We start from the raw sequence: 23663 nt of genomic DNA, 5'->3' as shown, positions 1-23663 counted from the left end.
GGCCGGCTCTCCCGCCGGCCGCCAGTGTGCTCTCACCTCGGCGCGACGGCTGTTCCCGAGGACGGGCTTTGCTGGTCAACGGCGCGGTGCAGCGCCGCCGCCAGCGCCCGGCCTTCCGTCGGGGTCAGATAGCAGGCGCCGATATCGCCGAGGGTGTTGTGCAGACGCAGCAGAATCACCGGCCCGGTTGCGGTGCCGCCCTCGGGGCGGATCAGGATCTCTGTCCCGTCGAGGTAGCCGGTGAGGATGCTGCTGCCCGCTCCGTAGTCCACCAGCCTCGACACGCGGTCCTGCCCCTGCGGCTGGTTCACGACCGGGTCCGGCTCCCGGTCGTGACCTGGCGGGAACGGGCCGGCGGGCCGCTGGCGGCCTCGCCTCATCGGAGGCGGACCCGGCGGGGACGGCCGGTCCCGTCCTGTTCGGCGACGCCGGTCGCGATCAGCAGATCGAACACGTTCGTCACCGCCCCTGCGGAACGGCCGACCACGCGAGCGATCTCCCCGGCCGACCAGGCCCGGGTCCGGTCCCGGCCCAGGCAGGCCACCACCAGCTCCCGCAGCCCACCCGGCGCCAGCCGGCTACCGGTCGACGTCACCCGGCCCTGTGTCCTCCACACCGACGCGCCGTCGACCTCGGCCCTGCTGCCCGGGGACGGCACCTTCGCCCCCGGGCTGGACGGCACAGGCGGCGGTGCCGTGTCAGCCGAACCCGGCTTGCCGGTGTGGCTCCACTGGTCCGGATCCCGGCCGGCACCATGCCGCCGGCCGGGAACGCGCACGGCACGACCGCCGGCCTCCAGCACGGTCAACGAACGACTCACCGTCGTGCGCGCCAGCCCCGTCTTCTCCACCAGCTCCGCCACCGTCACCGAACCCTCCGCGGCGGCAAGCGCCCCTGCCACCAGGCGCGAGGTAGCGGACCTGTACCCGTCGTCGTTCGAGGAAACCGACACCAGAAACCCTCCGCATATTTCCGAACGGCGACCCGACATGTGCCGGGCCGCCAGCAGGAGAACTCCAAACCGCCGCCCTTGCAAGCAAAAACCAAAAGAAAACCCGGATGCCCACGTTCTGGGCATCGGAAGTTGAGAAGAGTCTCGACGGAGATCTCCGGTGTCGGAGCGCGACGTCGCGCAGGAAAAGTCCGTAGTGCCTAGGCAGAGGAGAACAGGGCTATCGCGTCAACCGGTGACACGACCCCGCCAGACCCGAGCGCAACCCGGCCCGTAGTCGGACGCCGCCCGGCCACCCACCGGCCGAAGAAACCTGTCAGGCGGAGAAGCCCAGCCCTCCCATCTATCGACGTAGTCGTCGCAGCGCCGCACTTCATTTCCCTGACGGTTGAGGTACGCGCCGCCGCGGTCAGCGCCCTCACGGACCTCCTTCGCGCACATCGAAGCAGGCAACAGGAAGAGCCGCCAAATAATGTCGAATGACGGTCGTCCCGCCGTTGAATGCGAGCGATAATAAACAGCGATAACCCGGTTTTCACCATTATCGGTGTTTCGCTGACCTGTCGATCGTTCATTCCCGAGGAGCTCTGACGTGACGTCCAGCCATCGAAAAGGCCGCATCCACCAGCCCGACCGCACGACCAAACGGGTAGCGATCTACCTGCGCATCTCCACCGACGAGAAGAACCAGCCGTTCTCCCTGGAAGCGCAGGAGACCAAGCTCCTGGCGTTCATCACCAGCCAGGACGGCTGGGAACTGGCCAGCAAGTACGTCGACCAGGCGTCCGGCGCCACCACCGACCGCCCCCAGCTCCAACGCGCCCTCACCGCGGCACGCGCCGGGAAGTTCGACATCCTGCTCGTCTACCGCCTCGACCGCCTCACCCGCTCTCTACGCGGCCTGACCGAACTCCTCGAAACCCTCGACAAGGCCGGAGTCGCGTTCCGCTCCGCCACTGAACCCTTCGATACAGGCAACGCCACCGGGCGAATGATTATCCAGATTCTCGGCGTCATCGCCGAGTTCGAACGAGCTCTCATCATCGACCGTGTCATCAACGGCATGGAAGTCAAAGCCAGCCTCGGGCAATGGCAAGGAGGATCCCGCCCCTACGGCTACCAGATCGACCCCAACACCGATCACCTGATGGTGGACCCCGTCGAAGCCCCCATCGTCCGCCGTATCTTCACCGAGTATGTCAACGACCGCCTCGGCAGCCAGGCCATCGCTCGCAAACTCACCAGCGACGGCCTGCGCACCAAAACCGGCCTTCCCTGGTCTCCCGCCGCGATCCTCACCATCCTGCGCAACCGCGTTTACCTCGGTTACATCAGCTTCCGTGATGTCGAGCACGCCGCACCACACCCCACCATCATCGACCCCGACCTCTTCGGTCAAGCCCAGAAGATCCTGACGGAACGCGCCAAATCCACCGCCACCAAACGCGCCGCGTCCGGGTCCGACTACCTGCTCACCGGAAAGATCCGCTGCGCCCACTGCGGCAGGCACTACATCGGCACCGCCGCCCGCGGAAACCTCTACCGATACCGCTACTACAGCTGCTGGACCCGCAACCGCTACGGCACCAGCATCTGCCCCGCCGAGCGCCTGCCCGCCGAACAGGTCGACACCGCCATCCTCAACGCCATGATCGAAACCTACGCCGGCAGCGGACTGGTCACCGAAGCCGCCGCCGCGCTCGCCGGCCGCATCGCGGACACCCGCGCTGCCCACCGCGACGAACTCGCCACCGTCGACAGCGAGATCAGCAAGGCCGAGACCGCTATCGACCGCTACTTCAACGCCTTCGAAGCCGGCACCATGACCGACGCCCTCGCGGGTGGCCGCATCGAGAAGCTCACCATCAAGATCAAGGAACTGCAGGGCCGCCGGGCTGAACTCGTCGATCGCCTCGCCGACGACGCCACCCAGCCCGTCCCACCCACCGCCGCCGACCTGACCCGCCTGTCCACCCAGATCGCCGACGCCATCCACGACGGCGCGCCGGCCACACTGCGCCGGCTCACCGAGGCCCTCGTGGCTGAGATCACCGTGACCAGCCGCGCCCACATCCAGCCCACGTTCCGCATCCCCACCCAGCCAGCCGCACCCACGGGCGGCAGCGACAGCGGGCAGGACGGAACGCAACCGTCCAGCGACGGTACGGAGGTTCGCGCAATACACGGATCGGTGCGCCCGGCAGGAATCGAACCTGCGACCTGGTGCTTAGAAGGCACGGATTGCACTCAGTGTCACAAACCCTCGCCCAGCTCGGACGGTCCAGCACAGTCCGCCATCGTCCGCCTACGTACGCACCCGTTGCTACAGGCGTAGCTACACCTTGAAGCCGCGCACCACACTTCGCCCGGGATCGCTCAGCGATATATCGCAACCACGCTTACAGTGACGCCCGGCCCCTCGACGGCCAGACCATCAGGTGCGCTGGATGTACCAGATGCCTGCATTCTCCGACGATCAGCACGGCTGAAGAGATTTAGTCCAGGAACGGCGAGGAGCGGGTAGTTCTCGCCCTGCGGCCATTTCTTGCGCACTTTACCGAAGACCGTAGCGTCGCCTTCTATATCGGTAACGCTGACCCGAAGGTAATTCTTCTTCAGGTCGAATACCAGGGTCGGTTGACCCTCGTCTATCTCGCCAGTACAAATAACCGATTCACCGACTCCACCAGAGAGTGCGGTGAGACCGTTCAACACTTCCCTATCGCTGGAAGAAATCCTCTCCGGAGCGAATGTCTGCATCAAATCAAAGATGCCCTGGAGTTGTCCTGGTTCCGCCAGCGCCCGACCGATGCTCGGTATATCGATATAGCAATCGCACCGAAACAGCCTCATCGGCTGAATTTGGCCATAGACGTTCGATGCGTCCGCGGAGTCGATCATAATGTACTCGGACTCCGGCATCGAGGCGGCACTCTCGTGGAGTCGGTTAAAGCGACTCTCTGGAGTCTGCCTGCGAGTGCGAGAAGTCTCGGACTCCCGGGTTCTGGTGGAGGTACCTTCGATATTCACGGGAGCGATTGCTACACCAGCGGTTCCCCCGCGCTCACCCGACCGCCGTTCACTTTCCGCCTCTTCGTCGTACAGTCCGTTCTCGACCTGCGCAAGAAACTGGTCAACCAGTTCAGTGTTCAAATATAGAAACTCGCGCATCTGATCTCCCCCTTGAGATGGTGCGGGGGCGAGTCCAACATGTCGTGACCTGCCCACATCCGCGGCTGCCACGGTACAACATCCATAGCTGTCCGCCCGGACGGTGACGCGCCAGCGAGCACGGTTGTCCCACGGTGCGCGCAGGCGGTCGCGCGGAGCCTCCCGCGCCGCGTGCTTGATCATCCACAGCTTTTCCGATGGCGCTGCTACGGTGGATGCACTTCCTGGCTCCGCCGGCTGGTCTCGATCTGCCGGCGCTTGTCCTGTTCGACCGGTAGCGGCGCCGGCTGCGCGACGCAAGGCACCTCGACGACGCGGATCGGTAGTACATCACGAGCTTGGGAATCTTGTGGGCCGCTTGCTGCTGACCTGGGTTCGCATGTTCCGGCCCAGGTCAGCGGCAGTTCGGTACCCGTCGTAGCTTCTCGTTCCAACCCGATGGCCACCGGTGCTACGGGCACACGGCGGGCACGACTTGGTCGTTCCTGGTTTTCCATAGCTGCCTGTCGCGGTTTCCGTCAGCCCCGCGTGGGAGAGCCTCCGCTTGGGGGCTCTTTGATGTCCATGGTAACCGATCTGCTACCATACGATCGCGTCAGCACTTTAGGGGGGATTGTGTCGTCAGTCAGGCAAGCCATAGGTATGGCTTTTACTGTCGTAGTAGCCTTCGGCCGGCTAGCGCGGTCTGCTATGCGGTTTGTTAGAAGAAGTCGAGTATCTCAAGGCGTTGGCACAGGAATTGCATTATTGGGTCTTGTTCTCGCTTTTTTGACCTACTGCGAGCAAAGGCAAGCCTCGAAACCTCCGAAGCTGACCGTAGAAAAAACTCCAACTGTTACCTATACTGCTTTCCCGGCTCCAGGGGCTGACGTTCGAACTGCCGACCGCTTTGTCCTCGGTATTAATGATTCACTAGACGTCGACAAGGACAAGAAGGATTGGCCGAAGTCGCAACCTTCACAGGGAGATGATATCTCCTATAATGGAGAATCCATTTCTTCATCGACAGGCGCCCAATTCAATAGGCTGGGTGAAGGCGTCATTCCTACCTATCGAAAATGTCGTGAAGCTAAAAATATCGCTACAAAGATTAACGTAATTGATTTGCCGACGATTCCACTTATATGTGTTATCACAAATGAAGGACACCTTGCGCTGCTTTCCTATCGGGGAGTCGATTCAAATAGCTCCCTAGTTCTCGATATAACGGTCTGGGAGCCCAAGCCGGACTTGCCGTAGGTATCTCTGATGCTGGGCTGAACGTTGATCAGGAAAATGCAGATGGGCGCGAACGGGCTATTGTATTGCTCTGTGTAGGGATCAGGATCACGTCTTGCGGAACTTGAAGGCCAGCAGCAGACGCGAACGTAATCATGTTGTGCGACAACGGGGCGGCAGGGTGCGACGCGCCCGGCGAGCACGGCCGTCCACGGCCGCGCGCAGCCGGTCGCGCGGCGCGGCCTGCCACCGCCTTGATCCTAAAACGGCTAATTCGGCAGTCCGCTGGACTTGGCTGACGCCGGGTCGGGGCGTACGTACCGTCGTGTGGGTGGATGTAGTGGCTGCTGAGCGGTTGGCGAGCGAGCTTCTTGCGCCTTTGGGTGACCGGTGGGCTCATGTGCAGGCAGTTGCTGCCCGTGCCCGGGAAGCGGCGGCGGCAGTGGACCCGGAGGAACGGGACCTGTTGGTCACCGCGGCCTGGCTGCATGACATCGGCTATGCCCCGGCGGTGGGGCTGCTGCGGTTCCATCCTGCGGACGGTGCTCGGTTCCTCCAACAGCGCCCGGACGTCTCCCGCCGGTTGTGCGCGTTGGTGGCGCATCACTCCTGTGCCCGGATCGAAGCCGAGGAACGCGGCCTGTCCGACGTGCTGGCCTCCTGGGAACTGGAGGAGTCGCCGGTGATGGACGCCCTGGTGTTCGCGGACATGACGACCGGTCCGAGGGGGCAGCGGTTCACCTTCACCGAACGGGTGGAGGAGATTTTCTCCCGGTATGGGGAGGGTTCGGTGGTGCATCGTTCGATTGCGCGTGCTCGTCCGCTGCTTGGGGTCTCGATCGATCGGACGTTGCATCGTCTGGCGGTGGCCGGTCAGCCGATGTAGGGGGTGGCCCGGCCTTCGAGGTAGTGGTCGATGCGTAGCCGCATGGACGGATGGATGTTCAGCTTGTCGAGGTCGGCGGGGGTGACGAACTGGACTTCCTTCGTTTCGCTGGAGGTGCGTAGGGTGCCGCCGAGCATGCGGGTGGTGAAGCATAGGGAGAACTGTTGGCGGACCTCGCCGTCGTCGTAGGCCAGGACGTGGCGGGGGTTGGTGTAGACGCCGATCAGGCCGGTGACTTCGATGTCGATGCCGGTTTCCTCTTTGGTTTCTCGGATGGCGGCGTCCGTGATCGATTCGCCGAGGTCCATGCCTCCGCCGGGTAGTGCCCACAGGTCGTTGTCGGTCTTGTGGACCATGAGGATGCGTCCGTCGGGGTCGGTGACGACCGCGGTGACCGAGGGGACGACGCTGTTGGCCTGGGGGGCGTTGGGGTCGTTGAAGTAGTCGATCCGTGCCAAGGGTTATCAGGCTCCTTCGGTGGTGGCCCAGACGCGCTCGAATCCGGCGGCGTGGTGGTCGAACAGGCTGCCTCCGGTGGTCTGGCGCAGGTGCAACACGGGGGAGTGTGCCGCCGGGGCGCCGTAGACGTGGGTGTTCACGAGCATCTCGTTGTCGAACCGGTAGACGGAGTTGTACAGGGTCGTGCTGTGGAGCCGCAGATCGATGCCGGGGATGTCGCGCAGGCCGGACAGGTAGGTCAGCGTCATCCGGGTGCGGGCGGCGAGGTTGTCACCGATGCCTTCCTCAGCGCCGCGCAGCGCCACCGCGTCGGACGCGGGGTCGCCGAGCACGTAGCGGATCTTCACGCCGCTGGCGGCCTTCGCACGCAGGAGCGGGACGAGATCGGCGTGTCCGTCAGGGAGGAACAGGCCGGCGATCACGAGGATGTCCACGGTGTCCTGGGCGTGGTTGAGCAGCGCCCGCCATATCTCGCCGGGGACGGTGCCGCGGTTGGGATAGATCCGCACGACTTCGGGGACGAGCTCGGTCGGCAGGGGCCGAGTGGGAGCGTCTCGACCGTCCGGCCGCCGGGTGCCCGGTTTTTCGGCAAGGCCGAGCGGGGTCCGGGGGATCCCGAGACCGTCGGCGAGACGCTCGAACAGTTCCAGGCTGGTGACCCGTCGGCGGCCGCTCTGGATCTCGCTGACGTGGGACTGTGGGATCTCACAGGCGCCCGCGATCTGGGTCTGTGTCGCACCGGTGTACTTCCGATAGATGGCCAGGACGACGGCCATGTCCCGGCCGCTGATCGCTTCGGCCATGTCGGGTCGCTCCCACAGCCCTTCGGGTGCGGGGGGTAGCGGACGGCGTCCGGTTCCCATGGGGCCTCCCGATGGCCTGCACGCAAACGGTACGAACGCTCATCGAACGACACGACTATACGGCCAGTGGATAGATCGTGGGGTGTTCGGCGTATACGGCCTGGGACTTTCGGCGACATCCGCGCGCTCGGCACAGTCGTTCGCAACCGGCCCTGTCCCGCGTTGAGGGATCTTGCCCGCGGGACCGAGCCGGCATCCAACCGACGATGCGGACGGGACGGTGAAGCCGGTGACGGTGACCAGCAACGGGACGAGAAACGGTGTGGAGGACAACAGGGCGGACATCCGGACGCCTGCGCTGTGGGGTGTCGTGCGGTTCGAGCCAGGAGCGGAACGCCGCGTCCGCGACACAATGATCACATTTGATTCGGCGGCGTCGGCGAACCTGTTCGCCATCGAGAACGGCTGGCACGACTACCAGGTCACGCCGCTGTTCTTCTTCGTGGAGAACGTCTCCCGGCAGGTGGGGAGCCGTAGCCAGCTCGAGGCGGCACTCGCACGTGCCGCGCGGCGGCCCGGGCCGCGGTGACCACCGACGCCGACGACGCGGACCGTCCCTTCGACGACGCGCAGACGCCGATCAGCGGAGAGTCGCTGTTCCCCGCTGGCGCGGGGGAGTGGGTTGTCACCCTCACGCCGTCCATGCGGCCGGCGGAGCTGATCCGGATGCTGCGGACGCTGCCGGAGACCGCCGAGTTCGTCGAGTCGTTCGGCGACGTCGACCTATTTCTGATCTTCTGTCTGGCGCTGCCACAGCGAGCCGCGCCGCCGGGATAGCTCGACAGCACGGCCGTGGGAAAGGGCTGGAACCACGCGGGGAGGACTCCGTGAGGTTCCAGCCCTTCCGCGTTTCACAGGCCGCACGTGCTGAGGTGCCGTTCGATGAGAGCAAGACGCTGATCCATCCGCCGGAGATGGCCTTCGATCGCGTCGAGGCGTGCCACGACCCAGCGGTCCGCCGGGGAGGTGGTCCGGTCGGTGTCGTCGTCCGCCTGGTCGCCGAGCAGGACTCGGATCAGGTGGTCGTCCGGCCAGTCCAGCGCGCGGGCCACCGCGGACAGGGTGGCGTTCTGGACCCGGCGGGAGTGCCGGCCGTGCTGGAGCTGCCGCAGAGTGGCCACGGACACCCCGGACGCGGTCGCGAGGGCCTGTTGTCCGATGCGGCGGGCGGCCATGCGGGCGTTGAGCGCGTCGGCGACGGCCTGCCAGTTCTCACCCTCAACCCGGCCGCGTGCCGTGTACGGCGGGACGCCGTTCTTGTTTGTCACCTGTCAAAAATAGCTGTGGGGCAAACGAGTGTCGACATTCCAACCGGTCGGGGTATGGATTTCATACGGGGTGTATATACATAGGCGCGATAACGCTTGGCAAGCGGTTCCTGAGCGCCTCATTGTGGAGGCTGTCCGGGACGCGGCGTCCCGCCGGAACCCGGACCTGATCCCTGTGGAGGTGGGTGACGGTGGCGCTGCCGCGACGAATTCCGGTGCGGTTCGAGGACGTGTTCCCGCACGGCGCGTTCGTGCTCGGTGTGGAGGCCGCCCGCGACTTCGTGAAGGCGCAGGCGGGTGAGGCCGACGTCCAGGAGCGCGACAAGGACACCGGAGAGCCGCTGTGGACGGTGCGGGTCATGGACCCGGATCCGACCGCGCGTGCCGGCTCGGCGGAAGTGAAGGTGAAGATGGCGGCGGCGGTGATGCCGGTGACGCCGGAACCGTTGGCGGGCACGATGCTGCGGCCGGTGGAGTTCATCGGGTTGACGGTGATGCCGTGGGTGAACAGCAACGGGCCACGGGCGGTGCAGGCGTTCGCCTACCGGGCGACGGGCCTGCGTGCCCCGCGGGCAACCACGGGGAAGGCAGCGGCGTGAAGCTCCCGGCCCACGCCCCGGCTGACAACGGTGAACCGGGCTCGTCGTTGCATCTGGGGCTCCACGTCGGTGGGGACTGGACGGTGTTCTGCCACCGCTACCCGGACCGGACACCGATCCTCGGTATCGACACCGGCGCGGCATCCCTCACGTTGTCAGCCCGGGAGCAGGCGGTGACCGCGGGGCATCTGGAGTTCGCCCACGCGCTGGTCCAGGCCGCCAATGACTATCTGTTGGAATGCGAGCGGCTGATGCTGGAGGCCGCCGACACAGGCCCGGACGAGGGGCCCGCGGTCGCGGCATGACCGCCTCCGGCGGATTTCCTGCCCGCCGGATTCTTTTCCTCTGATTCTTCTTTCCGCAAGGTGGGTGTGATCTGCCATGGCAAAAATCAACGGGTCGCGGCCGTTTCCCGAGATGCCGACCCGTAATCCGAAGGTCGACGTGCCGCTGTGGGCGCTGCTCGTCGGGCTGGCGGGCAAGATTCTGTGGCATCTGCTGCGGTGGCTGGCCCGCCGGCCGGTGAGCGTCGCCGTGGTCGCCACCATCATGATGATCCACCACAGGTACGGGACGGCCGGTCTTGGTGTGGCCGCTGGCGGCTTGGTCCTCGTCGCCGCGGTGTGGTGGCGGCTGCACCGCCGGTCATTCTCCTGGCTGGCCTGGTGGGTGGTCGGCCGCGCACGGTTGGGGTTGGTCTACCGGCGGCGGTGGCGACCGGTCATGGTCCACACCGGGCTGGCGATCCGGGAGCCGACCTCGACCGGGGACCGGGTGGCGTTCGCCGAGACCTTCCCCCGCATCCGACGGATCCGCTGCACCCGCTGGGCCGACCGGCTGCGCGTAGAGCTGCTCTACGGGCAGACGCCACAGCAGTGGGCGGAACAGGCTGAAGCGTTGCGACAGGCGTTCCGCGCCCAGGGCTGCCGGGTGCGGGCTGACCGGCGGGTCGGGTTCGTCTGGGTGGAGCTCATCCGCCGGGATCCGCTGGCTCGCCCGATCCTCCCGGCCGATCTCGACGCCGATGGCGACGGTGACCACTCCGACCACGGGGACAGCGACCCGGCGGACGTGGACGCGGTCACCGTCGGCCGACGCGAGGACGGCGACCCGTGGCGGCTGCCGGTGCGTGGCACGCATGTGCTGGTCGCCGGGGCCACCGGGTCGGGGAAGGGCTCGGTCCTCTGGTCGGTCATCCGCGGCCTGGCGCCGGCGGTACGCGCCGGGCTGGTGGAACTGTGGGTGTGCGACCCGAAGGGCGGGATGGAACTGGCCTTCGGCGAGGCGCTGTTCACCCGGTTCGCCGTCGACACGGCCGGCATCGCCGACCTCCTCGACGACGCGGTCACGGAGATGCGGAACCGGGCGGCCGAACTCCGCGGAGTTTCCCGGCTGCACGCACCGACTGTCGGCGAGCCGCTGATCGTCGTGCTGGTCGATGAGATCGCATCCCTGACCGCGTATGTCACCGACCGGGAGCTGAAGAAGCGGATTGGCGCGTCCCTGCCGCTGCTGCTCTCGCAGGGCCGGGCGCCCGGGGTGGTCGTGGTGGCGGCGGTGCAGGACCCGCGTAAGGAGGTGCTGTCCTTCCGGGACCTGTTCCCGGTGCGGGTGGCGCTGCGGATGACCGAACCCGATCAGGCGGATCTCGTGTTGGGGGACGGTGCCCACGACCGGGGCGCGGTCGCCGAGCAGATCCCCACCCATCTTCAGGGAGTCGGCTACGTGCTGGCGGACGGGCAGAGCGACCCGGTGCGGGTGCGGGCGTCCTGGGTCGACGATGCGGAGATCGCCCGGATCGCGGCGGTCTACCGGAAGCCGATCGTCGGTCAGGTCGTCGGCATCGACCCGTCCACCGGCGACGGCTGGACCCCGGATGCGACCGGCTGGGCGGCATGACAGGTCCGCAACGGCTGGCCGTGGTGTTCGTGCTGCCGCTCTGCGCCTGGTGCCGGCATCTACTGGCCGCGCACTGGTCGGCTGAGGGCTGCCAGGTCCCCACCGGCAGAGGCCGGATATGCGGCTGCCGGGAGCCGCCACCCGATCATCCCGACCGTCCCCATCTCGACCCTGATGATCAGGAGGATTGCGCAGCATGACCGACGGTCAGGCCATCCCGCTTCCCCTCGACCTCACGGAGGAGCGGCCCGGGTCGCGGGCGGCCCGGATGCGGATGCCGCTGGCCCGCCACGTCGTCGAAGCCGTCGCGGCGGAGAACGGGGTGTGCGTCCGGCCGCTGGCGATGCGGAGGACCAACCTGACCACCGGGGAAACCGAGATCGTCCCGGTGGCCTGCCGGTCCACCCTCGCCAGCAAGTGCCCGCCGTGTGCGGAGTACGCCCGCAAGCTGCGGATGGCGCAGTGCGCCGCCGGCTGGCACCTCGACGACGAGCCGTTGCCCGACCCGGATCCGCCCGGTGACGAAGCGAAGATCCTCGTCCAACTGCGCGCGGACCTGGAGGCCGTCCGCACCGACGCGGCGACCCGGCATGACGGCGGCCAGGCCACCGAGGCCGACATGCTGATCAGCCAGGTGGATGAACGGCTTACGGATCTCGGTGTGCGGGGCAGGGCGGCTCCGGACGCCCGGGACCGACCCCGGCGCACCCGGTCGACGAAACGCAGGCAGGACGCCCCCGACCTGCCCCGGCTGCCCGTAGACCGGCGCACGGTGGGCCGGACGTTCACCGCGGCGGACGGCACGGTGTGGCGGCCGTCGATGTTCCTGACGTTGACCTGCGATTCCTACGGGCGGGTGACCTCGGAGGGCACCCCTGTCGACCCGGACAGCTACGACTACCGACGGGCGGCCCGGGACGCGATCCACTTTCCGAAGCTGCTGGATCGCTTCTGGCAGAACCTGCGCCGGGCGGTCGGCTGGGATGTGCAGTACTTCGCCTGCCTGGAACCCCAACGGCGCCTCGCCCCGCACCTGCACGCGGCGATACGCGGCACGATCCCGCGCGTGCTGCTCCGCCAGGTCGCGGCGGCCACCTATCACCAGGTGTGGTGGCCACGCTGTGACCAGCCGGTCTACAGCTCGGACCGGCTGCCCGTCTGGGACGACCAGTCCGGCGGCTACCTCGACCCGGATACAGGAGCACCGTTGCCGATCTGGGATGAGGCCCTGGACGCGATCAGTGAGGACGACGAACCCGTCCACGTCGTCCGCTTCGGCGTGCAGATCCGCGCGGACGGCGTCACCGCGAACAGCCGGAACACCGGCAAACTGATCGGCTACCTGACCAAGTATCTGACCAAGAGCCTGGATACCTGCCACGACGTCGCCACCGACGCCCAGCGCACCCATGTCGACCGGTTGGCCGACGCGCTGCGGCACGAACCGTGCGCGCCGACGTGCGCGAACTGGCTGCTCTACGGCGTCCAGCCGAAGAACCCGCGGGCCGGGCTCGTTCCCGGGCGCTGCACCGGCAAGGCCCACCGGCGGGAAACCCTGGGCTTCGGTGGCCGGCGGGTCCTGGTCTCGCGCCGCTGGTCCGGCAAGACCCTCACCGATCACCGCGAAGATCGGAAAGAGTGGGTGCGGCGGCAACTCGCAGTCCTCGGCCACACCCCGGACGACGACACCGCGGACGGCGCGGCAGACCGGACGGTTTGGCAGCTTCTGCGTCCCGGGGACCCGGCCGCACCCCGACGGGAACATCTGCTGCTACGCGCGATCGCCGACCGGCACCGCTGGCGCGCCCAACTGGATGCCGCCCGTACCGCCGGTCCGTCCGGAGCTGGTGCGCTTCCGGCAACCGTCTTCGATCCATCCCGCGCGGCATGATCCCTGACCCGCTCCTTGGAGAATCCATGATCAGGCTCCTGCTCACCACCGGTGAAGTCGCCGACCTGCTCGGGGTCAGCCGCACCACCGTCTATGACCTGATTCGCACGGGTCGGCTCGCGTCTGTCCGTATCNCCGGTCCCGCCGTATCCACCGTGACGAGCTCGTCGCCTACATCGGTCGGTTGCGGGAGATCGACGGTTACGAGGTGGCGGCATGATCGTCGTCAGGGCTGTCCGTCGGACGGTGTGGGCCGGTATTCGGCAACACCGCCCGGCGCGGGGACCTCCGGATCATCCATAGCGATCATCACGTGACAGATGCTCGAAGCGGTCCCGGTGGGTGCTGGAACACCACACCGGGACCTGAGATCCCGATCCTGCACGAACAGGAGCGAGACCCTGATGCCCATCATTCCGCCTGACCTCGACCCGCCACGCGACCCCTCCGACGGACAGCCCTTCGTCCGCTTGGACGCCCCCGGCCACGGCTACTACGAGATGACCGTCAAGCCGGGCGCAGACCCCTTCGACGTCGCCCGGATCGCCATCGCGATCCCGCACAGCGCGGTGTTCGTCGAAGCCCTCGGAGACGTGGACGTCGTGTTGGTGTTCCGCGTGATCCCCGGCAGCACGCTTCCGGCAACTGCCCCGCCGCCTCGGCCGCATCCGACCGGCGGATGGATTCCCGACGTCACCCCGTACGGACGGATTCCCGCGCAGCGTCAGCCACGCTGATCAGACCTCGCGGTTCTTCTCCCCATTTTTCTGTTCCTCCGCTGGGCGTTGCACCCGCCGGGGGACCGGACGGGTCCAGGGTCGGCGAAGCCGATCACGCAGTGACGCGTAGCGCCCTGGACGCGGCCGGTTCCCCGGCGGACCCTTCACCGCCCGGAGGAACGGAACCCCACCGCCAGCGATCGGCCTGCCGTCCTGGCGGACCCCTGATTCCCTCTTTCTCGCAAGGAGTTGTCCTCGTCATGTCCGAGACTTCCGGCAGGCGTCGGGAACGCAAGAAACGCGCCAACGGTCAGGGCTCGATCTACCAGCGGGCGGACGGTATGTGGGTCGGCGCGGCCTACGTGCTCATGCCCGACGGCAGCACAAGACGACGCCCGGTCTACGGCAGCTCTGAGGACGTCATCCGGAAGAAGCTCACCGAACTTCAGTCCAACTCCGACCAGGGCATTCCGGCGGACGCGACCGGATGGACCGTCGAGAAGTTCCTGACGGTGTGGCTCGCGCAGACGGTGAAGCCGAACCGGCAGCCGAACACCTACGTCACGTACGAAAAGGCGGTCCGGATCTACCTCGTTCCGGGGCTCGGTAAGAAACGGCTGAACAAGCTGACGGCGGCCGATGTCCGGCAGTTCATCCGGCGGATGGAGAACACCTGTCTGTGCTGCGCTCGTGGTCGGGACGAGGCGCGTCCGGAGGGGGAACGGCGCTGCTGCGCGCTCGGCCGGTGCTGCGAACGGCGGCCGTCGAAACGTCAGGTCCAGGTCGTGCATGCCGTGCTGCGCAACGCGCTACAGGCGGCCGTTCGTGAGGAACTGGTCCGACGCAACGTCGCCAAGCTCGTGCAGGTCTCGACCCCGCGCTACGGGATCGACCGGGGCCTGACGGTCGACCAGGCACACACGCTGCTTGACGCGGCGGCCGGTGACCGGCTGTACGCGCTGCTGGTCCTGGCGCTGTTCCTCGGTATGCGCCGCGGGGAGCTGCTCGGACTCCAGTGGTCCGACATCGACGAAGAGCGGAAAACGCTGACCGTCCGGCACACGCTTCAGCGGGTCGGCGGGGAACTGCGGCTGCTTCCGCCGAAGACGGAGGACTCGGAACGCACGCTTCCGCTGCTGGGCCTGGTGGCCGACGCGCTGACCGAGCATCGCAAGCTTCAGGACGCCGAGCGTGAGGCGGCCGGCAAGCGGTGGGTGAAGAGCGGCCACGTCTTCACCACGAGGATCGGTACGGCGATCGAACCGGACAACCTGCGCCGCTTCTGGCTGCCGCTGCGGCAGGCGGCCGGGCTCGACGGGGTGGTGTTCCACGGGCTGCGGCACACCTGCGTGACGCTGCTGCTCGACCTCGGCGTCCCGCCGCACATCGTCCGCGAGATCGCCGGGCACTCGGCCATCGAGGTCACCATGACCATCTACGCGCATGCTTCGATGGGGGAGAAGCGCCGCGCGCTCGGCAAGCTGGACAAACGCCTGACCGGCCCGGCCCGCGGCACCAAGCGTGACTGAGCGCGTTGCTACAGGGGTTGCTACACCTGGGGGTCCCGGGAGGCTCGGGCCTCGGCCGGACGGGGGTCCGGGGACGTGATGATGCAGCGTAGGGGCTTGATCCCCGAGTGCGCCCGGCAGGGATCGAACCTGCGACCTGGTGCTTAGAAGGAACCGGGGCCCTATCGCTGAGCTGACCTGCGAAAACGCAGGTCAGCGCGAACCGAAGAGTCGGTAATTACTCTCTCGCTACGCCTGACCCTGAGAGCGCCGAGATGGCGCCGGATGGGATGGGGAAGCTGTGACCACCGCCACACACCGAATCCGCGTGTCGGATCTCCGACACCGCACCGATGATGCCATACGGGCCGCCGAGCGGGCCGTCACCTCCGGGCCTGCGATGTACTGCGCCCAGTGGCGCGGGGAGCAGTACCCGGAACTCCACCCGGACGAGCGCCAGGAGCGCGCCCTGGATGCGCTGGACGCGCTGACCGCCGCGGTAGCCACCGTCCAGGCCGCCCGCGACGCCCTGGAGGCCGAACTCGTCGACGCCGGCGTCATCGCAGGCCCGCCGGAGCGGCCGACCGAGGACTACCCGGATGCAGCCTGGAAGCGCCTCGAGGAGGAGGGCCACTGGTCGACCCCGCCGGCCCGGCTCGCCCGGCTGGTCGTCTCGGACCGGGCGGCCGACGTCGCGGACACGGCCCGAGGCATGGTGCCGACGGAGGGCCGGCCGAGAGGCGCGCTCGTCGGGGCGGCCCGCTTGGTGGTCCAGGAGGCCGAGGAACTGCTGACCTCCGCCGTCATCGCCGAGCATCTCGCCGGCATGCCGTGGGCGGAGATCGATGAGGAGCTCTCCGGCGGAGCTGCGGCCCGCCAGCCGGCCGAGGCGCACTACGCCGCTGCGGTGGCCTCCTGGCGTAACGGCGTCCTGACGCCGTATCACTATTCGCCCAACACGACTTTCGGCGCCGCCCTTCTGCCCGAGGCCGCGCTGCGCCCCCGATCGACCGCCCGACGGCTGGACAAGTGGGTGGTCGAGCATCGCAGCCCCAGAGATCGTCGGGGCCAGGGCGATGCACCCGTGTCGGCCGCCCTCACGGCCCCGGTCGACGGGTTGACGGCATCCTCGTGGCTGATCGATATCTCCGGCTCCATCATCTCGCTGCCCTGGGGGCGGGGAGTCGGTCCGGAGGGGCGCTGCCTCCAGGAGCGGAAGGGCGCCGCCATGAAGGCCCTCGTCGCGGCTCGACCGGCCGATATCCGTCTGGCCGAGCAGTTCGCTGAGGCCCGGGCTCGACTGGCAGAGCTCCGCGGGGACCAGACGGACACCGAGTGCCATCCCTCGCTCGACACCGGCCCGACCCCGGCCGGCCTGACCGACGACAAGGACTGATCAACGCCAGAAAGCCGGCTCTCCTGCCTGGCGGGCAGGAGAGCCGGGAGAGGCCGGGGTGGGGCCGGCTGAGGTCAGCCGATGAAGTAGGTACTGCGGGCGGCGACGAACGCCCGGTCGGTGGCCGGCCCCCAGACGCCGTCGACGGCCACAGCGAGGATGGATTGGATCGTCCGCACCGTCGCGACGTACGCGGCCTGCGACCGGGGGCCCCAGGCGCCGTCGACGACGGTGCCGACGGCGGCCTGCTCGGCGCGGGTCCACTGGTGGGTGCGCACGGCGGCCAGGGCGGCGTCGGTGACCGGTCCCCAGATGCCGTCGGCGATCACGTGCACCGCGTGCTGGAGGGCGACGACGGCCGGTGGCGTGGGTGAGCCGGAGTCGTCGACGAGCTGAGCCGCCTGGGCGATGATCTGATGGCGCTGGCCGGTCCGGATGCCGCCGGGACAGCCCGGGTGGTTGCCCCAGCTCGCCGCGCCGGCCCCGTGGGTGATCAGCCCGGACTGGCCGGGCGTGTCCGTCACCGCCAGCGCCCAGCCGAAGGCGTGCACCCCGTCGGCGTAGGCGACGGCCACGCTCTCGATCTGCTCGGGGGTCAGCGCCTCGGTGTCGAAGCCCTCGGTTTCGATCGAGTTGTAGGTACCGTTCCCGCCGAGCTGGGCCCAGGCCCGGACGTCCGAGGGCACGTACTGCTCGCGCTGCCCGGCCTTGCCCGCCCATAAGTTCGACGACACCTGAGAGCGCGGGTCGTTGAACCAGTTGAACTGAGAGCCGTTGCCCTGGGCGACGTGCAGGACGAGGCCGATGGGGACGATCCCCTTGCCATCCGTGTTGCGGACCGGACGGAAGGCGAATGTTTCGACAATGTGGGGCATGACGATCTCCTCACCAGTTCCTGATCACGATGACACTGCTGGCGATCGCCAGCGCGAGCAGGACTGCGGCCAGGGCCCGGGTCGACCAGGTCACCGCAGCGACCAGATGCACACTGCCGCGGGCACAGCGCCCACAGCGATGATGAGCAGGGCCGAGAGCAGCCGGGCCGCGATCGTCTCCGCCGGTGGCCGGCCGGCCGGGCGCATCCACTCCGGTGGCTCAGAGCGGGTGTAGTCCTGGCGGACCTCCCACTCCGCCCACGTCAGGCGCCGCTGCGCAGACCACCTGTCGGCCTGGCGCCACCACGGCTCGGTATCGCTCACGGGTGGCCGTCCAGGTGGCTGTCGAGCCGCTCGCCGATGGCCAGGACGTCGACGGCCAGCCCTTGGAGTCGGCCGTCGACCGTGCCGAGCATCTCGTGGGTTTCCACGATGCGGCGGACCACATGCCAGCCGCGCCGCGCGGTGACGATCAGGACGCCGGTGATGACGGAGAGAGCCGTGATCAGGGCGGCTATGCGGAGGATCGCTTCCTCGGCGCCGGTCACGGCCGACACGTTCCGGTGTCGGCGATCTCTGGCATGGGCTCAGAGTAGCCTGAATCGAAAATTCTTCCGTCTCGCTGCTGTTACGACGGAAGATCTGTCGATGTAGTGCTGCTGTGGCGCTGCCTTCTTCGTGCTGGAGCCCAGATGACAGTGAAGATCCGTGAGTTGAAGGCGAAGCGCACCAAGCTCGGCGCCGACGCCAAAGCGATCATGGATGTGGCCTCGACGGCCGGCCGGAACCTGACCCCGGAGGAAGAGGCGACCTTCGATCAGTTGCTCGACGAACGCGACCAGGTCGACGCCACCATCGACCGGGCGCAACGGCTCCTGGACGACGAGCGTGACCGGCTCGACGACGACCCGGACGAGCCGGACGGCCCCGGCAACCGCGGCGGCGACGACCAGATGGCGGCCTGGCGGTCGTTCCTGGTGGGTGGCCGGTCCGCGCTGACGGCCGCGCAGGCCCGCGCGCTCAACGCCGGCAACGACCCCGACGGCGGGTTCCTCGTCGCCCCGGAGCAGTTCGTGCAGCAGCTGCTCGCCGTGGTCGACGACCTGACACCGCTACGGGGGCTGGCGACCGTGCAGCGTCTGACCACGTCGGAGTCCCTGGGAGTGCCGACCCGGGACAGCGACCTGGCGGACGCGGAGTGGACATCCGAGGTGGGCACCGGCACGCAGGACGACGGCCTGCAGTTCGGGAAGCGGGAGCTGCGGCCGCATCCGCTGGCGAAGCGGGTCCTCGTCAGCCGGAAATTGCTGCGGGTGGCGGCGATCGGGCCGGAGGCGATCGTGCGGGACCGGCTCGCCTACCGGCACGCGACCGCGCAGGAGAACGCGTTCATGACCGGTGACGGTAACCAGAAACCGCTGGGGCTGTTCACCGCCAGCGCGGACGGCATCTCGACCGCGCGGGATGTCGATATCTCGACCGACGCGGCGACGTTCGTCAACGTGGCCACGGGTAACGCGGCGGACGATCTGATCGACGCGAAATACACCCTGAAACCGCAATACCACCCGCGGGCGCAGTGGCTTTTCCACCGGCTGGTACTCGCATCCGTCCGGAAGTTGAAGGACGGCGACGGCAACTACGTCTGGCGGCCTGGTCTGGCGACCGACCGGCCGGACACGATCCTCGATATCCCGTACATCCTGTCGGAGTTCGCGCCGTCGACGTTCGCGAACAACGACTACGTCGGTCTTCTGGGAGATTTCTCTTTCTACTGGATCGTCGACGCCTTGCAGTTCGAGGTGCAGCGGCTCGTCGAGCTCTACGCGGAGACGAACCAGATAGGGTTTATCGGCCGTGCCGAGGTGGACGCGATGCCGGTGCTGGAGGAGCCGTTCGTCAGGCTCCAGTCGAACGACGTGGTGCCGTAAACACCCTTTCTTTACGAAGATCACAGTAATGATGTGAGACTCTGAGAAAGGAACAAGGATGAGGAATGACATCAAAAACCACCTGTCGGTGGTGCAGTCCCTGGCGCCCGCGTCCCGCACGGCCGCGGCGAACGGCACCGGTGTGGACCTGGCGAACTACGACGGCGCGATGATCGTGATCGACGCCGGTGCCGCCGGCGGCACCACACCGTCGTTCACCTTCAAGGTGCAGGAGTCCGCCGACAACAGCACCTTTACCGCGGTCGCTGCCAGCAATCTCGACGGCGCCGAGCCGGTCATCACCGACGCGAACGACCTGGCCGTCTACACGATCGGCTACCACGGCATCAAGCGCTATGTACGGGTAGCGATCACGGTGGTGGCCGGTACGACTCCGACGCTGGTGGCGTCGGCCACAGTCGTGCGGGGTCTCGGCCGGGTGAAGCCCTGATGAAGGTCAGGTTTCTGCGCCGGGTCGCCAACCCCGTGTTCAGCGCGCAGCCCGGAGACGTCAGGGATCTTCCCGAGCAAGACGCGGCGAAGCGGATCGCCGCCGGTGACTGCGTCGCCGTCGACCAGCCGAAGCCGCGGTTGCGGGACCGGCTGCGCCGCCAGCCCGAGCTGGCAGCCCCGCCGGCGCCGGCGGACAAGCCGCTGGACCGGCTCNNGAAAAGCCGCTGGACCGGCTCACCGTCGACGAGCTCCGGGAGTACGCCGACGAGCACGACATAGACCTCGGCGAGGCGAGCAAGAAGGCGGACATCATCGCCGTCATCCGCGCGGCCGCCGGCGAGGGTGACGGCGCGGGCTGATGGCGTACGCCACCGCGGAGGACCTGCGGCTCCTGCTCGGTCAGGACGCGTTCAGCGCTGAGGAGACCGCCCGGGCCGACCTGCTTATCGGCATGGCGGAGGGCGCGGTCGAGGACGAGACCGGCCAGCCACTGGAGCAGTCCACCGACACGGTGATCCTGGACGCGCCGACGCGGTCGGACCGCTGGCCGGACTCGCCCGGCACCGGAAGCCGGAAACTGCTCCTGCCGCGGTGGCCCGTCACGTCTGTCACGTCGGTGACGTGGCTGCGGGACGACGCGGACGACGAGCTGCTCGTCGAGGGGGCGGCCGCGGACTACACCTGGTCGGCGTCCGGGATCCTGACCCGGGTGGGCGCCTGGTGGCCGACGACGGACCGGTCCACCGAGGTCGTCTACACCGCCGGGTACGCCACCATCCCGAACGGGGTGAAGCGGATCATTCTCCGGCTGGCGGCGGCCGCGTGGAACAACCCGGCCTTGCTGGCGTCCGAATCCCTCGGGGATCATTCCCGGTCGTTCGCGACGTCCGACGGTGGCGCGGTCGGGATGGCCCTGTCCGCGTCCGACGTGCGAGCCCTTGGCTCCTACCGGGCCCGCACATGATCGGGCACTGGCTGAACCGGACGTTGCAGGTGTGGCGGCCGACCCGGACACAGGACGGCGCCGGCGGCTACCGCACTGTCTACGTCCGGCAGCCGTCGGACGTCCGGGCAAAAGTGGATCAGCCGTCGGACGCGGAGCGGCTGCTGGCCGTGCAGACCCAGTCCGAGCAGACCGACGGCATCTACCTGCTGCCGACCGACGATGTCCGCCGCGGCGACGAGCTGCGCGACCCGGACAGCGGCGAGGTGTGGCGGGTCGCCGGCGTGATGCGGCCGTCGAGCGTCCGCTACCGCAAGGCCCACGGCGAACTGGTCCAGAGCGAAGGGGAAACGAATGGCTGACCTCACCCCCGTGTCCGCGCCCATCGATGGGGGCCGGCCCGATCTGGGCGCCGCCGCCGTGGCCGCGGCCGGCGGCGGTGACACCGCCCCGGTCGGCCCGGGCCTGTTCTTCTACCTGAACAACGGCTCGGGCGGCACAGTCACGGCGACCTTCGCCACGCCCGGCACGGTCAAGGGCCTGGACGTGGAGAACGCGACGCTGGTCGTCCCCGCCGGCAAGCACGGCATCCTGCCCCTGGCCAGCGTCTTCCGGGGCGCGAACGGCCGGGCGGCGATCACCTACAGCGCGGTCACGACCGTGACCGTCGCCGTGGTCCAGATGGGAACCTGATGGCCGGCCCGAAAGCGCCGCCGGCCGGGCCGGAGTACTGCCGGACCCGCGCCCAGGAGATTCTGGCCCGCGACATCCAGGCCACCCCGCTGGAGGCGGTGGGCTGGGCGCTGCTGGCGGTCGTCGGGGAGCTCACCGCGATCCGCCGCGCGCTGGGGAAACGGTGACCGATGGCCAGCAGCGATCGGAGCACGGTCCGGATCGAAGGGCTCGACCGGCTGGCGCGGCGGCTGGCCGACCTGGGCAACGAGGTCAACGAGGCGGTACGCCGCGCGGTACGGACCACGGCCGAGGAGGTCCGCCGCGACACCCAGGCCCAGGTCCGGGTCGACACCGGCGGCCTGCTGCACAACGTCGACATCGAGTACGAGCAGGACGGCCTGGTCGCCGAGGTGGGCTGGCTGGGTGACCGGACGCCGTACTACTACGCGGCGTTCCACGAGGAGGGCACGGCGAAGATCAGGAAGCGTCCGGCGTTGCGTCCGGCGGCCGAGGCCGCCCGGGAGGTCCTCAAGGAGCAGCTGCGGGTCGAGATCCGCAGGGAACTGCGCTGACTGTCGTTCAGAGGAGGTGAGGTGAGAGGTGGCGCAGAAGCAGAACAGCTTCGAGGGCCAGGCGGACGGCGTCACCATCACCGCCGCGAACTCGGGCGCTGGAAGCGGCGACGCCTGGGATGTCGTCAACCTCGACGGCAGCACGGTCGAGGGTGACACGGCCCTTGCGGCGCACGGTCTCGTCTCGGCGCGGCTGGCGACCGGCGGTACGGCGGGTTCCCCGTATCTGTCATGGACGTCCGGTGTCAGCGCCACGGCGGTCTACTCCCGCGCTTATATCCGTACGGGATCTGTCCCCGGATCGAACCTGAACCTGATGCGTTTTCTCGTTGGCACCACCATCGTGGGAACTGTTCGGCTCAACAGCTCAGGGAAACTCGCTTTCCTGTATTCGTCCGGATCACTAGGCGGAACCAGCGCGGCCGATTTTCCGCTCAGTCAATGGTTCCGCGTCGAAATGGATGAGGTGGTCTCCACTACGGCGGGCAGTATGACCGTGCGTTGTTATTTCGGTAACCCGGACGACACGACCGCCACGGAAACCCTATCCATATCCGGCGTCAGCACCGGCAGCAACGGCCCGGTCGACCGCTTCCGCGCTGGGATCATCAGTTCGGCGGCGAACACGGAGCTCAGTTTCGATGGTGTCGCCTGGTCGGACGCCGGGCCCATTGGCCCGGTTGCCGGCTTGGCAGCCGCGACCCCCGCCCCCGTTGTTTCTACGGCAGCCCTGGTGCGTGCCGCTACCTGGTAAGGAGATCTCTCATGGCCAAAGCCGGATACAGCGCCGCTGTCGGCGCCGCCGTTGCCCTGGCTGCTGCGACACCGAAATCGATCCTTTCGGTGATCGCGCCGAGCCAGTTCGGTGTCGATTTGAAAAAGGTCAGGATCAGTTTCGACGGTGTCACCGCCTCGGCGGCACCGGTCCTGGTCGAGATCGTGTCGTTCACGACGGATGGGACCGGTACGGCTGGCACCGTCAACCAGATTTATGGCCGGACAGTGACCCCGGGTTTCACCAGCAAATACAACTATTCGGCCGAGCCCACCACACCCACGGTCATCGACCGGTACACGCTTACTCCGAACGGTGGGCTCGCCATTTACGACTGGCCGCTGGGGGATTCCCCGGACTGTGCAGCTTCCAGCCTGATCGCGGTCAGGTGCACGGCGCCGGCGATCGTGAACGCGAACGCGACGCTGTGGTTCGAGCGCTGCTGACCGCCCGGGTAGGAGGCGGCCATGGCGATCACCGGGCGGAGCCATCCGAATCCTTCGGTGATCTCCCGTGGGTCGCTGGAGGACGAACCGGTCCTGACGACACCGGCTCCGCTGGTCGTCGCTGCCCCGGCTCGGCGGCGGCTGCCGCACGCGCCGATCGTCAG

The 23663-nt window shown here is 67.9% G+C and carries 32 protein-coding genes; 23 read left to right on the top strand and 9 right to left on the bottom strand.

Translation table 11 applies throughout. The features are described from left to right. Positions 1 to 32 precede the first annotated feature (32 nt). Positions 33 to 311 (bottom strand): hypothetical protein, encoded by a 279-nt coding sequence (locus FrCorBMG51_RS11240; protein ID WP_235433485.1) that lies wholly within the window; start codon positions 309 to 311, stop codon positions 33 to 35. A 65-nt stretch (positions 312 to 376) separates the two neighbouring features. Then, positions 377 to 952 (bottom strand): MarR family transcriptional regulator, encoded by a 576-nt coding sequence (locus FrCorBMG51_RS11235; protein WP_157180468.1) that lies wholly within the window; start codon positions 950 to 952, stop codon positions 377 to 379. Positions 953 to 1544: 592 nt separating this feature from the next. Between FrCorBMG51_RS11235 and FrCorBMG51_RS11230 the strand changes: the two genes are divergently transcribed. Continuing rightward, on the top strand, positions 1545 to 3287 hold the full coding sequence (locus FrCorBMG51_RS11230) for a recombinase family protein (protein WP_052914572.1): 1743 nt from the start codon (positions 1545 to 1547) through the stop codon (positions 3285 to 3287). A gap of 41 nt (positions 3288 to 3328) precedes the next feature. On the opposite strand, the gene FrCorBMG51_RS28160 is transcribed toward FrCorBMG51_RS11230, so the two are convergent. Continuing rightward, the gene (locus tag FrCorBMG51_RS28160) at positions 3329 to 4123 is read right to left on the bottom strand and encodes a DUF6414 family protein (protein ID WP_157180467.1); all 795 of its coding nucleotides are present in this window, start codon (positions 4121 to 4123) and stop codon (positions 3329 to 3331) included. 690 nt (positions 4124 to 4813) lie between these two features. Here FrCorBMG51_RS28160 and FrCorBMG51_RS28155 point away from each other — a divergent pair. Together FrCorBMG51_RS28155 and FrCorBMG51_RS11225 are read left to right on the top strand one after the other, a co-directional pair. Next, on the top strand, positions 4814 to 5362 hold the full coding sequence (locus tag FrCorBMG51_RS28155) for a hypothetical protein (RefSeq protein WP_157180466.1): 549 nt from the start codon (positions 4814 to 4816) through the stop codon (positions 5360 to 5362). 379 nt (positions 5363 to 5741) lie between these two features. Then, entirely contained in the window at positions 5742 to 6227 is a 486-nt protein-coding gene (locus tag FrCorBMG51_RS11225; protein ID WP_235433484.1) for an HD domain-containing protein, read from the top strand. On the opposite strand, the gene FrCorBMG51_RS11220 is transcribed toward FrCorBMG51_RS11225, so the two are convergent. Both FrCorBMG51_RS11220 and FrCorBMG51_RS11215 read right to left on the bottom strand, forming a co-directional pair. Further along, the gene (locus FrCorBMG51_RS11220) at positions 6215 to 6685 is read right to left on the bottom strand and encodes an NUDIX hydrolase (RefSeq protein ID WP_047222958.1); all 471 of its coding nucleotides are present in this window, start codon (positions 6683 to 6685) and stop codon (positions 6215 to 6217) included. The genes FrCorBMG51_RS11225 and FrCorBMG51_RS11220 overlap by 13 nt on opposite strands. Before the next feature lie 6 nt (positions 6686 to 6691). After that, on the bottom strand, positions 6692 to 7489 hold the full coding sequence (locus FrCorBMG51_RS11215) for a helix-turn-helix domain-containing protein (protein ID WP_235433483.1): 798 nt from the start codon (positions 7487 to 7489) through the stop codon (positions 6692 to 6694). 289 nt (positions 7490 to 7778) lie between these two features. Here FrCorBMG51_RS11215 and FrCorBMG51_RS29545 point away from each other — a divergent pair, with 289 nt between their 5' ends. Then, the gene (locus FrCorBMG51_RS29545) at positions 7779 to 8078 is read left to right on the top strand and encodes a hypothetical protein (protein WP_200902406.1); all 300 of its coding nucleotides are present in this window, start codon (positions 7779 to 7781) and stop codon (positions 8076 to 8078) included. Beyond that, positions 8075 to 8326: a hypothetical protein gene (locus FrCorBMG51_RS11205; RefSeq protein WP_047222956.1), complete on the top strand. Its 252-nt coding sequence runs from the start codon at positions 8075 to 8077 to the stop codon at positions 8324 to 8326. The genes FrCorBMG51_RS29545 and FrCorBMG51_RS11205 overlap by 4 nt, the downstream gene beginning before the upstream one ends. 74 nt (positions 8327 to 8400) lie before the next feature. Here FrCorBMG51_RS11205 and FrCorBMG51_RS11200 read toward each other — a convergent pair whose 3' ends face one another. After that, complete coding sequence (locus FrCorBMG51_RS11200; protein WP_047222955.1) at positions 8401 to 8817, bottom strand: helix-turn-helix domain-containing protein; 417 nt, start codon at positions 8815 to 8817, stop codon at positions 8401 to 8403. Between the two features lie 191 nt (positions 8818 to 9008). Here FrCorBMG51_RS11200 and FrCorBMG51_RS11195 point away from each other — a divergent pair, with 191 nt between their 5' ends. The 9 genes from FrCorBMG51_RS11195 to FrCorBMG51_RS25080 all read left to right on the top strand — a co-directional run bounded on the left by FrCorBMG51_RS11195 (position 9009) and on the right by FrCorBMG51_RS25080 (position 16829). Beyond that, positions 9009 to 9416 (top strand): hypothetical protein, encoded by a 408-nt coding sequence (locus tag FrCorBMG51_RS11195; RefSeq protein WP_047223038.1) that lies wholly within the window; start codon positions 9009 to 9011, stop codon positions 9414 to 9416. Continuing rightward, complete coding sequence (locus FrCorBMG51_RS11190) at positions 9413 to 9721, top strand: hypothetical protein (protein ID WP_047222954.1); 309 nt, start codon at positions 9413 to 9415, stop codon at positions 9719 to 9721. The genes FrCorBMG51_RS11195 and FrCorBMG51_RS11190 overlap by 4 nt, the downstream gene beginning before the upstream one ends. Before the next feature lie 76 nt (positions 9722 to 9797). Beyond that, positions 9798 to 11315 carry an FtsK/SpoIIIE domain-containing protein gene (locus tag FrCorBMG51_RS11185; protein ID WP_047222953.1) on the top strand — a complete coding sequence of 506 codons (1518 nt, stop codon included), beginning with the start codon at positions 9798 to 9800 and terminating at the stop codon, positions 11313 to 11315. Beyond that, complete coding sequence (locus FrCorBMG51_RS31060) at positions 11312 to 11515, top strand: hypothetical protein (protein WP_157180465.1); 204 nt, start codon at positions 11312 to 11314, stop codon at positions 11513 to 11515. The genes FrCorBMG51_RS11185 and FrCorBMG51_RS31060 overlap by 4 nt, the downstream gene beginning before the upstream one ends. After that, positions 11512 to 13206: a replication initiator gene (locus tag FrCorBMG51_RS11180; protein ID WP_047222952.1), complete on the top strand. Its 1695-nt coding sequence runs from the start codon at positions 11512 to 11514 to the stop codon at positions 13204 to 13206. Before FrCorBMG51_RS31060 ends, FrCorBMG51_RS11180 begins: the two co-directional genes overlap by 4 nt. Next, positions 13203 to 13523 carry a helix-turn-helix domain-containing protein gene (locus FrCorBMG51_RS33130; protein ID WP_047222951.1) on the top strand — a complete coding sequence of 107 codons (321 nt, stop codon included), beginning with the start codon at positions 13203 to 13205 and terminating at the stop codon, positions 13521 to 13523. Before FrCorBMG51_RS11180 ends, FrCorBMG51_RS33130 begins: the two co-directional genes overlap by 4 nt. Before the next feature lie 87 nt (positions 13524 to 13610). After that, the gene (locus tag FrCorBMG51_RS25085) at positions 13611 to 13943 is read left to right on the top strand and encodes a hypothetical protein (RefSeq protein WP_076843223.1); all 333 of its coding nucleotides are present in this window, start codon (positions 13611 to 13613) and stop codon (positions 13941 to 13943) included. A 242-nt stretch (positions 13944 to 14185) separates the two neighbouring features. Continuing rightward, positions 14186 to 15454 carry a tyrosine-type recombinase/integrase gene (locus FrCorBMG51_RS11165; RefSeq protein WP_047222950.1) on the top strand — a complete coding sequence of 423 codons (1269 nt, stop codon included), beginning with the start codon at positions 14186 to 14188 and terminating at the stop codon, positions 15452 to 15454. 280 nt (positions 15455 to 15734) lie between these two features. Then, the gene (locus tag FrCorBMG51_RS25080; RefSeq protein WP_052914570.1) at positions 15735 to 16829 is read left to right on the top strand and encodes a hypothetical protein; all 1095 of its coding nucleotides are present in this window, start codon (positions 15735 to 15737) and stop codon (positions 16827 to 16829) included. 74 nt (positions 16830 to 16903) lie between these two features. On the opposite strand, the gene FrCorBMG51_RS25075 is transcribed toward FrCorBMG51_RS25080, so the two are convergent. From FrCorBMG51_RS25075 to FrCorBMG51_RS11145, 3 genes are all read right to left on the bottom strand, one after another. After that, positions 16904 to 17704: an N-acetylmuramoyl-L-alanine amidase gene (locus FrCorBMG51_RS25075; RefSeq protein WP_052914569.1), complete on the bottom strand. Its 801-nt coding sequence runs from the start codon at positions 17702 to 17704 to the stop codon at positions 16904 to 16906. Between the two features lie 90 nt (positions 17705 to 17794). After that, positions 17795 to 18028 (bottom strand): hypothetical protein, encoded by a 234-nt coding sequence (locus tag FrCorBMG51_RS11150; protein WP_047222949.1) that lies wholly within the window; start codon positions 18026 to 18028, stop codon positions 17795 to 17797. Next, the gene (locus FrCorBMG51_RS11145) at positions 18025 to 18252 is read right to left on the bottom strand and encodes a hypothetical protein (RefSeq protein WP_047222948.1); all 228 of its coding nucleotides are present in this window, start codon (positions 18250 to 18252) and stop codon (positions 18025 to 18027) included. The genes FrCorBMG51_RS11150 and FrCorBMG51_RS11145 overlap by 4 nt, the downstream gene beginning before the upstream one ends. Before the next feature lie 144 nt (positions 18253 to 18396). Between FrCorBMG51_RS11145 and FrCorBMG51_RS11140 the strand changes: the two genes are divergently transcribed. From FrCorBMG51_RS11140 to FrCorBMG51_RS11100, 9 genes are all read left to right on the top strand, one after another. Further along, entirely contained in the window at positions 18397 to 19635 is a 1239-nt protein-coding gene (locus FrCorBMG51_RS11140) for a phage major capsid protein (RefSeq protein ID WP_157180464.1), read from the top strand. Between the two features lie 58 nt (positions 19636 to 19693). Then, entirely contained in the window at positions 19694 to 20086 is a 393-nt protein-coding gene (locus FrCorBMG51_RS11135; protein ID WP_047222946.1) for a hypothetical protein, read from the top strand. 360 nt (positions 20087 to 20446) lie between these two features. After that, a complete protein-coding gene (locus tag FrCorBMG51_RS25070; protein ID WP_052914568.1) occupies positions 20447 to 21052 on the top strand; it encodes a hypothetical protein in 606 nt (201 codons plus the stop codon). After that, positions 21049 to 21393 (top strand): phage head completion protein, encoded by a 345-nt coding sequence (locus FrCorBMG51_RS11120; protein WP_047222944.1) that lies wholly within the window; start codon positions 21049 to 21051, stop codon positions 21391 to 21393. Before FrCorBMG51_RS25070 ends, FrCorBMG51_RS11120 begins: the two co-directional genes overlap by 4 nt. Next, positions 21386 to 21724: a hypothetical protein gene (locus FrCorBMG51_RS11115; RefSeq protein WP_047222943.1), complete on the top strand. Its 339-nt coding sequence runs from the start codon at positions 21386 to 21388 to the stop codon at positions 21722 to 21724. Before FrCorBMG51_RS11120 ends, FrCorBMG51_RS11115 begins: the two co-directional genes overlap by 8 nt. After that, positions 21724 to 21891: a hypothetical protein gene (locus tag FrCorBMG51_RS28145; RefSeq protein WP_157180463.1), complete on the top strand. Its 168-nt coding sequence runs from the start codon at positions 21724 to 21726 to the stop codon at positions 21889 to 21891. Before FrCorBMG51_RS11115 ends, FrCorBMG51_RS28145 begins: the two co-directional genes overlap by 1 nt. 3 nt (positions 21892 to 21894) lie before the next feature. Next, the gene (locus FrCorBMG51_RS11110) at positions 21895 to 22278 is read left to right on the top strand and encodes an HK97-gp10 family putative phage morphogenesis protein (protein ID WP_047222942.1); all 384 of its coding nucleotides are present in this window, start codon (positions 21895 to 21897) and stop codon (positions 22276 to 22278) included. A 28-nt stretch (positions 22279 to 22306) separates the two neighbouring features. After that, positions 22307 to 23032, top strand: coding sequence for a hypothetical protein (locus FrCorBMG51_RS11105; RefSeq protein WP_047222941.1), 726 nt, complete (start codon positions 22307 to 22309; stop codon positions 23030 to 23032). Between the two features lie 11 nt (positions 23033 to 23043). Further along, the gene (locus FrCorBMG51_RS11100; protein WP_047222940.1) at positions 23044 to 23499 is read left to right on the top strand and encodes a hypothetical protein; all 456 of its coding nucleotides are present in this window, start codon (positions 23044 to 23046) and stop codon (positions 23497 to 23499) included. Positions 23500 to 23663: the final 164 nt, after the last annotated feature.

Source organism: Protofrankia coriariae, assembly GCF_001017755.1.
In the GTDB taxonomy this organism is placed as follows: Bacteria; Actinomycetota; Actinomycetes; order Frankiales; family Frankiaceae; genus Protofrankia; species Protofrankia coriariae.
Note: the sequence above shows the minus strand (reverse complement) of the source record. Positions and strands in the feature narration are given on the sequence as shown.